Here is a 14,365-nt window from a genome sequence, read left to right on the forward strand (position 1 = left end):
ACTTACTTCGGTTGACCTTGAGCATTAAATTGGCGCCAGTAACCCTCTAACTTCAGCTCTTTCAAGGCATTATTTAGATACTTCGGCTCATACCATGTTTTGGTATCTACATCACGACGGATTAAGCGAGCGTCTTTGGCAATTTTTAAAGCACTATCAATTTGTGAACGATGGAACTCGTCTAGTAGCGGTGTAGTGCGGTCTTTTAAATTCCAACCATCCCATGTTTTTTGATAATCCACCAACGGAATGCCACTTTGTACCCAAAGTTTATATTGCGCACTACGGTTAGCTTCTTGAGAACTCCACTGCGCTTGTTTAATCAGTGTCGTCACGACACGTTGCACCACCTCTGGATATTGTTTTTCAAAGCTTTCTGTCACCCAAAAGTGCGCAATCGGTGCAACTTTAGGATCTTTAATTTCTAGTAATGTTTTCGCCACTCCACGCGCTTGCAAACTAAATGGTGAAGTAATCGTGGCATCAATATCACCTGTCGCTAACGCAGTACGTGCCGAATAGGCATCTTGCGAAATCACTCGTAAATCACGCTCTGTTAAATTGTATTTTGCTAACACACGGTTAAATACGATCTGACTATTTGTGCCTTTGAAGACTGAGAATTTTTTGCCTTTTAGATCTGCAAAGGATTTGGCATTAGAGCCGGCAGGCACCACCACATAAGTTGGGCCAAAACGCCCTGTCGAGAACAACACTTTGGTTTTTAATCCCGTCGAACGTCCAACCAATGAGGGCAAATCGCCATGCAATGCAAAGTCAACTTTGCCATTGGCTAAAGCTTCATTGGTTGCAGGGCCTGCTCCTGGGAAAAAGAGCCAATTCACCTTAATGCCATCTTTTTTAAATTCTTGTTCGAGCACACCTCGTAAATGTGCTGTAGCTACAAAACTACCGCCCACTTTGGGTTTACCCCCCTCACCCGCGCCTGATACAGAAATACGAATTTCTTTGGGATTGGCAGCATGCAATTGAATGCTTAAACCAAGTGCTGAAAGTGCCAAGAAAGTAGCTGCGATTTTTTTAGAGATAATTTTCATTTTAAATGTTCCTTAATGGTTTAAATATTTGAATTAAAAGGTGTACTGAACCTGAGCTTGCAGCTCATTGGTGTCTTTTTGATTTGCCGTTTCGACATCAAACAGATAGTGATTCAGCTGTAATTGGAATTTTGTGGTTTGCGCAAAAAATAGGTTTAAACCCAAGGAGTGAATGTCATATTCACCAATACGACCGCTCGCGGTATCGAGATAGCTTGCGTTGTTTTTATTCGGGTTATAGCGGTCAAAACGGTAATAGCCTTGGACTGACTTCGGCCAGAAATCATCAAATTTGGCGTTGGATTTAATACTGTTGTAGAACTGATCGCCCAAGGTGTAGAAGGCAGTAAATGTATGCCCTTCCGCTTTGGCTTCTTTGATGTCTTGGGCTATGGTGTCGACATAATCGGTTTTGCCTTGCAGATATTCATAGGTCACACCAAATGGTGCGTGGTTATAATAAATATCGAAACCCAAACGATCACGTTTCGCAGCACTATCAGTGATTCCGCCGGCTGAAATTTTCGATTCGCCTTTGATATAAGAGGCCCCAAACTTCAACTCACGGAAAATGCTGGCGTAGTCCACTGGCAAGGTAAAAGCCACACGACCGATATAATCTTTGCCGTTGTTGTCATCTGCCTTATTACTGGCATTACCATTGGTCACCCCTAAGGCATACTCAAACAGCGGCGCACGGTAGTTCGATGCAAAGTCGACAAAAGGTTTGGCATCACCACGGACGATAAATCCATTTTGACGATTAAACAGTCCTAAAAAGGTCGAAGCTGCAGCAGTACTAATGGTCGGACGCAAATCTTCAGGAGACTGCACATCTAGACCAAAGGGCAATAACTGCTGACCGAGTGTAAAGTTGAGTTTGGCTGTTTCGGGTCCAGCATTGGTGGCAAAAGCGTTATAGCGAACAAAGGCATCCAGTAAGTTAAAGTTACTGTTATTGGTGCCATCATTGCGTTTGCCATAACCAAACGACAATTGATAATCGAGGTTTTTGCCTTCGTTATAATCCCGGAATAAATTCCCGCGTACACCGATCAGCGCAGTCCCAATATCAAATGTTGATTTGGTTGCACCTAAGACACCCATTTCATCGAGCGCACTGGCACGTAGTTGAACCGTGCCATACAGGGTTGTGTCACGGGTCGATTTGGTGGTTTGACGTTCATATTGACGTGACTGATCGTACTTATAGTTTTCAATATCTGCACGTAAGCCGTCGATATCTTCGGATGTTGCTGTGGTCACTTCTGAAACCTGCGTTTCACCTTCAATATCAGCGGCGTTGCTCGTATCGTCTGTCGTCACAGCGGCCGTTTCGACGACTTGGCTTTTCGTCGCACCAGATTCCACGGCATTTAAGCGTTTTTGCAAACTCTCAATTTGTTGTTTTAAGCTGCTCAGTTCTTGCTGAAGTGCTTCATCCGATGCAAAACTCAGCTGACTGGTTGCGGATAAAATCAGTCCGACCGCAACGGTTAATGTGGTTTTTTTCATGATTTGGTTTCACTAACATTTTTCCCAAAGCGCAAAATCCCCCAACCCCATGCAAGGTGCATGAAGTGAATGTACTGCGTGGGTTTTTTTTAAATTAATCTGAGTGGTCGTAGGTTTTATTCAACTTATGCACGACCGAAACTCGAAGACAGCTTTTAGAATTTAAGCGCGCATCATCGCGAGTGTCATAGCACAACAACATGCCTGTTGCAGGACACGAAAAGCAGAAAGATATCGATGCGTAAAAGTACTCATAAATGTTCCATACAGTGGTGAGTTTTGTTCACTCTAATATGGCAACAACTGTGCCAACATTTTAAGTAATTATTTTTTAAAGTTTTATTATTTAAACCCGATAAATTCTGTTGGTTTTAATGCCAAAAAACTGTTGGTTATTCAACAGTTGCTTATTTCAAATCATCAGATATCTCCATTTTTATATCTCATTTTATGAAATAAGAAATACGCTTTGGGCTTTTAATAACTAATGTTACGCCTATCAAAGTAATTTCGGATTTTTAAAATGATTTTTAAATCTATTCGATGGAGTCTTACATCTAGGGATTGAATAACGGGATTAGCCTTCGGCTGGAGGTACTTTTGTTTCGACAAAATGAGAAGCGTGCTTCGCAAGGAAACCATCTTGCGGTGCAATACACCTCACCGACAAAACTCGTTCAATACCATCAAATGATTCAAAGGATCGCAGAAACATTTTTGATTAAAAATCGTCTTGTCTCAAACAATTGCGGATGACACTACCGCGTATCGTTCTTTTATTTGGATCAAATTGCGCTTCTAATATTACTAGAGCATAAAAAAAACCCACTGACGTGGGCTTTCAATCGATTTTAATTACCGCTTATTGACCAAATTTAGTCGCCATCGCTGTTAATTTTTGATAGCCCGTCGGTAGAAAACGTTGAATTAAATCAATCGCTTTTGCATCATTACCAATCAATAAACGACGCTTATCTTTTTGTACTGCTTCAATGATTTGACGAGCCGCTTCTTCAGGTGGACAGCGCAAGAATTTATTAAAGGACTGTGCCGATTTTTGCGGGTTCATGCCTAAGCTTTTCAAGCTGTCATTCATTTTTGCGGCATTGGCAATATTGGTACGAATCCCGCCCGGATGTACACATAGCGCACTCACGCCACAGTTTTCAATATCCAATTCTTGGCGTAAAGATTCGGTAAAGCCACGTACTGCAAATTTAGTGGCATTATATGCCGACTGTGTTGGCTGTGCTGTTAAGCCAAACAAGCTGGAAATATTGATGATATGACCTTCACCACTTTGCTTGATATACGGTAAAAACTCTTTGGTGCCATAAACCACACCCCAGAAGTTAATATTAACAATCCATTCCAGTTCTTCGTAGCTTGCGCCTTCAACGGTCGTACCCAATGCCACACCCGCATTGTTAAAAATCATATTCACCGAACCATGATCTTTAACGGTCTGTGCTGCCCATGCTTTCATTGCTGCAAGGTCTGACACATCGAGTTTTTGCGTCGTTACACGTACATTGCTGGCTTTCACCAATTCAACGGTTGCCGCAAGCCCCTGTTCATTCACATCGCTTAAAGACAGATGGCAGCCTTGTTTCGCCAAAAGCACTGCCAATTGCTGACCAATACCTGAACCCGCACCTGTAATGGCTGCCACTTTATTTTTGAAGTTTTTCATTGTGATTCCTTATTCCTTTATGCTGCCGCTTGGCTTTATCACAGCGTGATCTCATTTGCCAATGTGTGCAGTTCGTCGACTTAATATAGTTTTGACAATACATATTGTCAATGTCATCTTAGGACGTGCTAAGCTGTTGAAATCGCCAATGCTTAAACATAGGTTTAAACTGAAATTATTGCTAAAATAAGACAAAATTCTGCTTTAGTTCAGCGTATATTTTCATGACAGATGCAACAAATCACACAGAACAACAACAGGCAAAAAATGTGAAGGAACGTCAATTTAAAGGGCTTTCTCTCAGTGAACGTAAGCAAGCGCGACGTGAAAAACTGATTGAAGCCGGTATAGAAGCCTATGGTACACATGGCTTTTTTTCAGTGACTGTGAAAGATATTTGTTTGGAAGCCAAGCTGACCGAACGCTATTTTTATGAATCATTTAAGAAAAGTGAGCAACTGTTCCAGACCATCTTTTTAAAATTAATCGATGAACTGCAACAAAACGTGATGCAAGCCATCATGCAAGCATCCACCGATTCTAAAAAAATGATTGAAGCAGGTTTAACCGCCCTACTGTTAACTTTAAAAAATAATCCCCGTATGGCGCGCATCATTTACATCGATGCTATGTTGGTACAAGAGCTACATAACCAAGCCACAATTCATGAAACCATGATGCGCTTTGACCGTATGATTCATGCCTTTGTCATGCTGATGATGCCGAATATTGATCGTTCAGAACGTGAAATTTCGATGGTTGCAACCGGTCTCAATGGTTATGTCACCCAAATTGCGATTCGCTGGGTCATGAGTGGTTATAAACAGCCGATTGACGAAGTTTTATCGTCATGTAGCGTGGTCTTTTTGGCCTTGTTGGATGCTTTTTCTGAAAAACCCAGGAAATAAATTCTGAGCTCAACACTGATCTTTACAATTTTTTGAATGATTTTTTTGTGACAGCAGCATGATGCAAAGCCCATGTTGTTGAATATTTCAGGATTTAAATTGTCACAATTTCTTTCTAAACCCCAATGAAAGATCATTTTTGCAATGATACTGTCATAATTAATCTTTGTAATAAGCCTGTCATAAATATAAAACGGTCTACCGTTTACATAAAATAGGGTATTGCGCTGTGAAAGATGACTATATTTTAATCGTCGACGACGAACTCCCGATTCGGGAAATGATCCATACTTCACTGGATATGGCTGGTTTTCAATGTCAGCAAGCTGAAGATGCCAAACAAGCGCACCAAATGATTGTGGATCAGCGTCCTGCACTGATTTTATTAGATTGGATGATGCCTGGCGGCGTGAGTGGTGTAGACCTATGTCGTCGTTTAAAACGCGATGAAAATTTGTCAGAAATTCCAGTCATCATGCTCACTGCACGTGGTGAAGAAGACCATAAAGTCCAAGGTCTGGACGCGGGTGCAGATGACTACATGACCAAACCCTTTTCCACCCGTGAGTTGGTGTCACGCATTAAAGCGGTGCTGCGTCGCTCAAATGCCTTGGGTGGTGAAAAAACCATTGATGCCAATGGCTTAATCCTCGATCCAGTCAGCCAACGTGTCAGCTTTGGCAACACCATTTTAGATATGGGACCGACTGAATATCGTCTATTGGCCTTTTTCATGACTCATCCTGAACGTGCCTATACCCGTGCTCAATTATTAGATCAGGTTTGGGGTGGAAACGTGTATATTGAGGACCGTACCATTGACGTTCATATTCGTCGTTTGCGTAAAGTTCTTGAACCTTTCCAAGCCGATCGTTATGTCCAAACTGTTCGTGGTACAGGTTACCGTTTCTCTACCCGTGCAGACGCTGTGATGGGTTAGTCATTTTAGGTCTTTAATTTTCTATGTACGAACCGTATCCCGTCCCTGAACTTGCCAGTGAACATAAAAAATTCCGTTACAGCAGTTTATGGACTTTTGCCAAGCAGGATTTGAGACTTCTGGCATTTTTCCTACTCATTGCTGCACTCATCGGCTTTGGTATCGGGTACTTATGGATCTGCATCTTAATCGCCTTTGCAGTGTTCTTTGCATTGCAAATGCGTTCGCTGTACTTGGTCAACGAATGGATTTCAAATCGTCCCTATGATGTCCCGCCGAATTTAGACGGTATTTGGGGGGCTTTACTCTTTAATGTATACCGTGCCCAGCGTCAAGAACGCATTGTACAAGCTGAAATGGTTGGTCTGATCGACCGCGCTCAATCTTCCTTGGTGGCACTTGCTGAAGCTGTGGTATTGATTGATGAATTACACCAAATCGAATGGTGGAACCCTGCCGCAGAAAAGCTTTTGGGGATTCAACAGCTCGATCAAGGGCGCAATATTTTAAGTATTTTAAGACAGCCTAGTTTTATCGAATACTTTACCAATATCGATTTAGCCCCCGATGGTTTGAAAATGAAATCATCAGTGCTCGAAGACCATTATGTGCAAGTCAAATTGACCCGTTTTGGTCGCGAAAGTCGTTTATTGGTGGCCTATGACGTCACACGTATGCATAACCTTGAGCAGATGCGTAAAGACTTTGTCGATAATATTTCACATGAGTTACGCACACCGCTCACGGTTTTAAGTGGTTATATCGAAACCTTTACCGATCAGGAAGATTTAAATCCACGCTGGAAACGTGCATTCGATCAAATGCAGTCTCAAACCCGCCGTATGAATGCTTTGGTCAATGACTTGTTATTATTATCTCGTCTTGAAAATGATAAAAAAGTTGCTAAAAATCAAATCATTGAAATGCCAAGTTTAATGAACCAACTGTATGACGATGCACATGCTTACAATGTGGATTATGGACATACACTGAATCTCGAGATTGATAGTCACTGTGACCTGATCGGATCAGATATGGAATTGGCGAGTGCCTTTAGTAACCTCATCACCAATGCAATTAAATACACCCCCAAAGGCGGTACTGTGACCATTGGGTGGCATGATGATGGTACGCATGGTTATTTTACCGTTGAAGATACGGGTATCGGGATTGACCCGAAACACTTACCCCGTTTAACGGAACGGTTTTACCGTGTGGACAGCGCACGTAGTCGCCAAACGGGAGGAACAGGTTTAGGTCTTGCCATCGTGAAACACGTTTTGATGCAACATCAGGCACACCTTGAAATTGAGTCCAAAGAAAACCGTGGTTCGCTGTTTAAAGTCGTCTTCCCTAAAGAACGCTTGTATCATGTGAGCTAAGCGGAATCATCCTGCCGGTCTTGCTGTGCTTCCAACAGTTGTTCTTGTTGTTTGGCACGGCGATATGCAGGACGCTGTTGCATCCGTTGTAAGAAAGCCTGAATTTGTGGATATCGCCCTTGCGTTCGGGTCATGACGGCTTCTAATGGAAACGTCATCTGAATATCCGCAAAGCTAAACGGTCCCGCAAAATATTCATTTTCCGCTAAATGGTTTTCTAAAAACTCGATATTTTCTTTTAAGCGAGGTCGTACAAAACCTTTTTTGACCCCATCACAAATGCGATTAGCTACGGGTTTGATGACCCAAGGTACATGTCGTGGCACATTGCTCATGACCAACTGCATCACCAACAACGGCATTAGAGAACCTTCGGCATAATGCATCCAAAAGCGATATTGTTGTTTTGAATGTTCCGCCTTGGCTGCAAAAAAATCATGCCGATCATACTTCTCTTGTAAATACTCCAAGATCGCTGCAGATTCTACCAAGACCAGTCCATCATCCTGCAATATGGGCGACTTCCCTAAAGGATGGATGGCTTTAAGCTCAGGGGGAGCAGACAAATTTGGCTGGCGCAGATAAAACTGAACCTGATAATCCAGTCCTAATTCCTGCATTGCCCATAAAATACGAAATGAACGAGATTTTTCTAGATGATGTAGCACCCGCATGGGTTCATCTCCTATTAAGGTGTTTACTGTTGCCGTTGCGACGATACCCATAATGACTCCCTCATGGTTATGCCGCACCATTTTCACCACAGGTACGGCTGTTCATTTTTATTTTTAAGTTAACGTGATGGACGCATTTTATCAGGGAAAGCCGGTGCTTCTAGTCGTGGACCATCATAGTCTGGAATAGAGCCAAAGCGTTCGTCCTGATTAATCCACTGCTCACGGGCAATATTCAATTCTTCTTGTGTGCGCCCCACAAAATTCCACCACAGCAGAATCGGTGATTCAAAAGGTTCACCTCCTAATAATAAAACACGGCCACCTGCATGTAGGTCAATTTTGACTTGGGTTAAGCCCGGCTCAAGTACCACCATATTGTCTTCATTTAGCTCGTGACCATTGATACTGGCAGTCCCTTCGAGGGCCATAAAGCCATATTCAAATTTTGGATTGAGCGGCAAGACGGTACTTTGACTTTCCGAACTACGCAGATCGACACCTAATAATTCACTATGTACTTTTACCGGCGATTTAGTCTGCAAAAATTCACCGACCAAGACCGTCAATTCAATCCCGTCTTGTGTCACCACAGGCAATTCTGGGTAATGGTCAAACTGGGGCGCCATATTGATTTTGTCATCTGGCAATGCAATCCAAAGCTGCGCAGCATGCATTTGTGTTTCAGACTCTGGAGCAACCTCAGTATGCGAAATACCATAACCCGCTGTCATGAGATTGACTTGTTTGGGCTGAATTAACTGATGTGTGCCCAAACTGTCGGTATGCATCATGGTGCCATCAATCATCCATGTAAATGTTTGCAAACCAATATGTGGATGCGGCCCAACATCTAAGCCATCACCTTGAGGAAAATGCACTGGACCGGCATGGTCAAGGAAACACCATGCACCAATCATCCGTTTATGCCGACTCGGTAAAGCACGTTTTATCACTGTGCCTTGACCAATTTCAGCACGGCGCAGTGGAAATTCTTGAATGAACTGATTGACGTATTTTTCACAATCGTCGGAATGAGATATTTCTGTGTAATTGGTATTGGTCATATTCTTACCCTAAATTTGGCTAAGCCGATGCAAGGACTATCGGCTAGACCTATGCATTTTTTTCCATTATATCTGCATTAACTCAATCTTCTTCAGCTGTCATTAATACGCTGAATCACAGAGATAGGACAATCGTTTTTTTGTTGCCTAATATGACATATAGCATAACAGTTATCGATGCTTCTTTAGACAAACCCAATGCAAAATTACTTGTTAAAATCACGTGAAATGTAAATCTAAGTAACACAAATTAACACTCACTTTTAACCAAACAATACCAAATAATTCACAAATCATTGAAATAACGTGTTTAATTTTAAATAAGAATAATATAGATTATTTTAGTTACATAAATTTACATACAAACCATGCTCACCTGTCGGTAATCTTGCATGATCAATGAGTATAAGAAAGAATCACGTGCACTGATCCAAAAAGCCTTGAAAGGAACCTTTGTTCGCGTTCCTGCTCAATTTCGTCAAGAATTTTTCCACTACCATCGTCGTCAACTTTTTAAATTCTTTTTGCAAGTCAACATCGTGGCTCAATTGGCCTATCTCTCTTATGCCATCGCGGATTGGTTTATGTTGCCCGATGTGGGTTTGCTCGCGATAGGCTTAAAAACGGCCTATACCTTACTGATGATGGGCATCACTTGGGTCATTTATACTTATAGCAAGAGCATTTTACTCTTCGACTTGATGCTTCCCCTATCGATCGTTGGTGCTTCTGCGCTGTGGTTTAGTCTACTCAATTTATCCAATAGTCCCGATGTGCCGATCTATTTATATGCATCTTTGGTTTTTATTGTACTAGCCAATTTATGTGTACAAATCCGCTTTAAAGCTGCTGTGCTCATTTCTCTGTGTATCAGTCTAATCTTGCTGATTGGGGTGTATTTCGCCGTTTCTGGCGATATCCATCAACTGCAACTGTTTATCTTGATCTATTCTCCCGTGTTGTTATTTAGTTTGTATATCAGTTGGAATTCAACACAAAAATCCAGAATTGTTTTTTTACACAGTAAACTCGATCAGTTGAACCGTGAAGCGCTCAATATTATGGCGCATACCGATGTGCTGACTGGCTTAAACAATCGACGTCAATTTATTCAACTTGCCAATTATCATATTCATCATCAGTCCAAACCGTTGCAGGCACTTTCATTACTGATTTTTGATGTCGACAAATTTAAAAATATTAATGATCAGTTTGGACACTATATTGGTGACCATGTTTTACAACAAATTGCAGAAACGTGCCGACATACCTTACGTAGCCAAGACATCATTGCCCGCTTCGGCGGTGAAGAATTTATTATTCTTTTACCGCAGACACACCTGCGTCAGGCTCAAGATATTGCCGAACGCCTACGACGGGCAATAGCCGATGATTATTTAGAACTTGATACACTACAAAAACTTAAATTTACCGTTTCAATTGGTGTTGCCGAATTTGGTCAAAAGAACCGAGATTTACAAAGTGTCATTCGCATGGCCGACCAGGCACTTTATCAAGCAAAATCTGCAGGACGCAATCAAATTTCAACTTATAAAACAGCAAGTTAATAATATATTTTGTAACATTCATCAGACGATTTTTTATCATTCATTCGAAAAATCCCTAGTTTCAGGTAGATATTTTTGTGTGTTTTTTGTTCATAATTTGTCCTAAGCCATTTATGGAGAAGGGACATGTCTGTTGATGTACGAATGAGTTCTCGGACTAATTCGTCTGCTCAGGAAGTTCGTAAAAATCATACTCATACTTTGAAACTTTCTGAGTGTGATCTTGCCAATCGTGCCGAGATTGAACAAGCCATTGCAGATCCTTTTGCACGTATTCCTACGCAGTTTAGAAACTATTTTCTACAACATCAGTATGCCCATCAGTTACCTTATTTACGCCAAGTTAATTATATGGCGCAGATTACGTTTCTTCTTTATTTTTTTGCTGACATTTTTATTATCCCTGACATGTTCTTTTGGTCAGGTCTTTCTCGAGTGGCCATGATTATTGCTGCCCTATTGGTCAGCTTCTATCTGTTTAAATACAAAAAAGATATTCGTGTGCTCGACATGATCTTACCGATTGGGACAGTCTGTAGCACCGCGATTTGGATTGGCTTATTACTGGCTTCAAATAGCCCAATGGTCTCGTCCTATATCTATGGTGCAGCGATCTTTATCTTGATTGCCAATGTCTGCGTACAAACACAATTTAAGCCCGCCTTGTATTGTTCGGGCCTCATTTCGCTATTGGTATATTTTGCGGTGAGTCAGCTTTTATCATGGCAAGAAGCACTGATTTTTGTGGTGGTGTCTATTCCTGTTTGGATGATCAGCCTGCATATGAGTTGGAACAATACACTCAATGCACGTCGTCATTTTTTACGTACCCTGCTTGATGACTGGAATATGCATACGCTGAAAAATCTAGCGCATACAGATGAGCTCACCCAGTTATATAACCGTCGTCAGTTTGTTCAGTTGGCTGAGCATCGCATCCATGAATGGCCAACGCCTGCAAGTACTTGCTTATTGATGTTTGATGTCGATCATTTTAAACATATTAATGATAATTACGGGCATGATGTTGGTGATCAGGTACTGCAATGTATCGCTGAAACCACCCGCAAAGAAATGCGCCAAAAAGATGTCTTGGCTCGTTTTGGTGGTGAAGAATTTATTGTGCTGCTGTCTGAAACGCAAATACAGGATGCAATGTTGATCGCGGAACGTATTCGTCTAACGCTTCAAAATCAATCATTGCTGAATGTCGCAAATCACCCAATCCAATTTACCGTTTCCATTGGTGTTTCACAGCTTAAATCACATAAGCAAAATTTAACTGAACTGATTAAGCAAGCGGATATTGCGCTGTATCAGGCAAAAGAAAATGGCCGTAACCGTGTAGAGCGCTATGATTCAAGCATGAAACCCGAACGTAAATCGACGAAGTCTTGGCAAAGCTTTACCCATAAAGCGAAGCCTAAAGCTGAACCGAATAATGAAAGCGATAGTAGTTGGTCAATTGTTTATAAATAGAATGTTGAGATATAAAAAAGGACGCCGAGGCGTCCTTTTTTATTAGTAGAATTATCTAGGTTTCCCTAAATAGCCTCAAGCATAGCTCTTGGCGTAAAACTGGCACGAAGCAGTGCTTCGTGAAACCCCAGTTTTACTCCCATTCAATAGTTGCAGGTGGTTTAGACGATACGTCATAAACAACACGAGAAACTTCAGCAATCTCGTTCATGATACGTGTAGAAATCTTGTCTACAAGATCATAAGGAAGGTGTGCAAAACGTGCAGTCATAAAGTCCACAGTTTCTACAGCACGAAGCGCGATTACCCATGCATAACGACGGCCATCACCTACGACACCCACAGATTTCACAGGTTGGAATACAGCAAATGCTTGTGCAGTTTTGTCATACCAGCCGCTTGCACGAAGTTCTTGCATGAAGATGTCATCTGCTATACGAAGGATGTCAGCATATTCTTTTTTCACTTCACCAAGAATACGTACACCTAGACCCGGACCTGGGAATGGATGGCGGTAAAGCATTTCAAATGGAAGACCAAGTGTTGTACCTAAACGGCGTACTTCGTCTTTGAACAAATCACGGATTGGCTCAACCAATTCGAATGCTAAATCTTCAGGTAAACCACCCACGTTGTGGTGTGATTTAATCACATGTGCTTTACCTTGTTTGCTTGCCGCAGATTCAATTACGTCTGGGTAAATGGTACCTTGAGCAAGGAAGTTCACACCGTCAAGCTTACGTGCTTCTTCAGCAAACACTTCAATGAATTCACGACCGATGATTTTACGTTTTTTCTCTGGATCAACTTCACCAGCAAGTGCTGTTAAGAAGCGATTTTCAGCGTCGGCACGAATCACGCGGATACCCATGTTTTTCGCAAACATGTCCATCACTTGCTCGCCTTCGTTCAAACGAAGTAAACCGTTATCTACGAATACACAAGTCAATTGGTCGCCAATCGCACGGTGTAAAAGTGCAGCTACAACAGATGAATCTACGCCACCTGAAAGACCCAATAGAACTTTTTGATCACCAATTTGCTCACGAAGTTGTTCTACGCGAAGATCGATGATGTTTTCTGAGTTCCACAAGTTACGGCAACCACATACGCCATGTACGAAGTTAGACAACAACTCAGCACCTTTCGCAGTGTGTGTCACTTCTGGGTGGAATTGGATACCGTAGAAACGACGTTTTTCATCAGAAACCATCGCCACTGGGCAGCTTGGTGTGCTTGCAGTGATTTGGAAACCTTCAGGAATTTGAGTCACTTTATCGCCATGACTCATCCATACTTTTAATTGGTCTTTGGTATCTTCAAGATCACCAATTAAAGCGTCACGGACTTTAATATCAACTTCTGCATAACCAAATTCATGCACAGTACCTGGCTCAACTTTACCGCCAAGCTGTTCTGACATGGTTTGTAGACCATAGCAAATACCTAAAACAGGTACACCAAGTTCAAATACAACTTGTGGTGCACGCGGACTACCTTCTTCATGAACACTTTCTGGACCACCTGAAAGAATGATCCCGTTTGGGTTAAATGCACGAATGTCTTCTTCAGACATATCAAATGCGTACATTTCTGAATAAACACCAGCTTCACGTACACGACGTGCAATAAGCTGACTATATTGAGAACCGAAATCCAAAATCAGGATACGGTCTTCAGTAATTTGGGTATTGGTAGTCATGGCAAACAACTATGCAGGCAACGAATATAAGCGCCGTATTCTAACATTTTTCTTGGACTTTCGCACACTATTCGGACAGGGACAAAAACCACAAGCCAAACGATGTTTTTTACAACACATTTCAGGGCTTTATTGATTTACTTTAAATCAGCGATAGACATGAAAAAAGCGGCAGAACGCCGCTTTGATAGATGCTCGGACTCATAACCGCTTTATTTTGATTTTTCAATCCAATGATCAAAACTAAATTTACCAGCACCATGTAACATGAGAAATAATAAACCGCCTGACATCGCCAAATTTTTCATAAAGTTAATACCATCTTCTGCACCGCCATGGAATAAAAATGCAGTGATTGACATACTCCCACCACCAAGCT

Annotated in this window: 11 protein-coding genes and 1 pseudogene; 5 read left to right on the top strand and 7 right to left on the bottom strand. The window is 41.7% G+C overall.

Going from position 1 to position 14,365, the window contains the following annotated elements; all coding sequences use genetic code 11:
* Positions 1-2: 2 nt before the first annotated feature.
* The 3 genes from FTT77_RS09725 to FTT77_RS09735 all read right to left on the bottom strand — a co-directional run bounded on the left by FTT77_RS09725 (position 3) and on the right by FTT77_RS09735 (position 4,266).
* Entirely contained in the window at positions 3-1,058 is a 1,056-nt protein-coding gene (locus FTT77_RS09725) for an ABC transporter substrate-binding protein (RefSeq protein WP_180109302.1), read from the bottom strand.
* Positions 1,059-1,091: 33 nt separating this feature from the next.
* Positions 1,092-2,573, bottom strand: coding sequence for a carbohydrate porin (locus tag FTT77_RS09730; protein ID WP_180109301.1), 1,482 nt, complete (start codon positions 2,571-2,573; stop codon positions 1,092-1,094).
* Positions 2,574-3,435: 862 nt separating this feature from the next.
* Complete coding sequence (locus FTT77_RS09735) at positions 3,436-4,266, bottom strand: SDR family oxidoreductase (protein ID WP_180109300.1); 831 nt, start codon at positions 4,264-4,266, stop codon at positions 3,436-3,438.
* 224 nt (positions 4,267-4,490) lie between these two features.
* Here FTT77_RS09735 and FTT77_RS09740 point away from each other — a divergent pair, with 224 nt between their 5' ends.
* From FTT77_RS09740 to phoR, 3 genes are all read left to right on the top strand, one after another.
* A complete protein-coding gene (locus tag FTT77_RS09740; protein WP_111885789.1) occupies positions 4,491-5,174 on the top strand; it encodes a TetR/AcrR family transcriptional regulator in 684 nt (227 codons plus the stop codon).
* Positions 5,175-5,403: 229 nt separating this feature from the next.
* On the top strand, positions 5,404-6,114 hold the full coding sequence (gene phoB, locus FTT77_RS09745; RefSeq protein ID WP_078194048.1) for a phosphate regulon transcriptional regulator PhoB: 711 nt from the start codon (positions 5,404-5,406) through the stop codon (positions 6,112-6,114).
* A gap of 23 nt (positions 6,115-6,137) precedes the next feature.
* Positions 6,138-7,496: a phosphate regulon sensor histidine kinase PhoR gene (gene phoR / locus FTT77_RS09750; RefSeq protein WP_078191505.1), complete on the top strand. Its 1,359-nt coding sequence runs from the start codon at positions 6,138-6,140 to the stop codon at positions 7,494-7,496.
* Here phoR and FTT77_RS09755 read toward each other — a convergent pair.
* The gene (locus tag FTT77_RS09755; protein ID WP_180022216.1) at positions 7,493-8,170 is read right to left on the bottom strand and encodes a glutathione S-transferase family protein; all 678 of its coding nucleotides are present in this window, start codon (positions 8,168-8,170) and stop codon (positions 7,493-7,495) included. The genes phoR and FTT77_RS09755 overlap by 4 nt on opposite strands.
* A 119-nt stretch (positions 8,171-8,289) precedes the next feature.
* On the bottom strand, positions 8,290-9,237 hold the full coding sequence (locus FTT77_RS09760) for a pirin family protein (protein WP_078194052.1): 948 nt from the start codon (positions 9,235-9,237) through the stop codon (positions 8,290-8,292).
* Between the two features lie 392 nt (positions 9,238-9,629).
* On the opposite strand from FTT77_RS09760, the gene FTT77_RS09765 reads away from it, so the two are divergent.
* Together FTT77_RS09765 and FTT77_RS09770 are read left to right on the top strand one after the other, a co-directional pair.
* Positions 9,630-10,805 carry a diguanylate cyclase gene (locus FTT77_RS09765; protein WP_180109299.1) on the top strand — a complete coding sequence of 392 codons (1,176 nt, stop codon included), beginning with the start codon at positions 9,630-9,632 and terminating at the stop codon, positions 10,803-10,805.
* A 144-nt stretch (positions 10,806-10,949) separates the two neighbouring features.
* Complete coding sequence (locus FTT77_RS09770) at positions 10,950-12,284, top strand: GGDEF domain-containing protein (RefSeq protein WP_171262679.1); 1,335 nt, start codon at positions 10,950-10,952, stop codon at positions 12,282-12,284.
* A gap of 133 nt (positions 12,285-12,417) precedes the next feature.
* On the opposite strand, the gene guaA is transcribed toward FTT77_RS09770, so the two are convergent.
* Positions 12,418-13,986, bottom strand: coding sequence for a glutamine-hydrolyzing GMP synthase (gene guaA / locus FTT77_RS09775; protein WP_180109298.1), 1,569 nt, complete (start codon positions 13,984-13,986; stop codon positions 12,418-12,420).
* 212 nt (positions 13,987-14,198) lie between these two features.
* Positions 14,199-14,363: pseudogene (locus FTT77_RS09780) on the bottom strand (DoxX family protein); the annotation flags it as partial.
* Positions 14,364-14,365 lie beyond the last annotated feature (2 nt).

Origin of the sequence: Acinetobacter sp. YH01010, from assembly GCF_013420775.1 — a bacterium.
Lineage (GTDB): Bacteria > Pseudomonadota > Gammaproteobacteria > Pseudomonadales > Moraxellaceae > Acinetobacter > Acinetobacter amyesii.

Bases quoted from the DNA above. Each gene is read 5' to 3' on its own strand.
- phoR (WP_078191505.1), top strand. From the start codon at position 6,138: ATGTACGAACCGTATCCCGTCCCTGAACTTGCCAGTGAACATAAAAAA.
- FTT77_RS09730 (WP_180109301.1), bottom strand. From the start codon at position 2,573: ATGAAAAAAACCACATTAACCGTTGCGGTCGGACTGATTTTATCCGCA.
- FTT77_RS09740 (WP_111885789.1), top strand. From the start codon at position 4,491: ATGACAGATGCAACAAATCACACAGAACAACAACAGGCAAAAAATGTG.
- FTT77_RS09770 (WP_171262679.1), top strand. From the start codon at position 10,950: ATGAGTTCTCGGACTAATTCGTCTGCTCAGGAAGTTCGTAAAAATCAT.
- FTT77_RS09755 (WP_180022216.1), bottom strand. From the start codon at position 8,170: ATGCGGGTGCTACATCATCTAGAAAAATCTCGTTCATTTCGTATTTTA.
- FTT77_RS09735 (WP_180109300.1), bottom strand. From the start codon at position 4,266: ATGAAAAACTTCAAAAATAAAGTGGCAGCCATTACAGGTGCGGGTTCA.
- guaA (WP_180109298.1), bottom strand. From the start codon at position 13,986: ATGACTACCAATACCCAAATTACTGAAGACCGTATCCTGATTTTGGAT.
- FTT77_RS09725 (WP_180109302.1), bottom strand. From the start codon at position 1,058: ATGAAAATTATCTCTAAAAAAATCGCAGCTACTTTCTTGGCACTTTCA.
- FTT77_RS09760 (WP_078194052.1), bottom strand. From the start codon at position 9,237: ATGACCAATACCAATTACACAGAAATATCTCATTCCGACGATTGTGAA.
- FTT77_RS09765 (WP_180109299.1), top strand. From the start codon at position 9,630: ATGATCAATGAGTATAAGAAAGAATCACGTGCACTGATCCAAAAAGCC.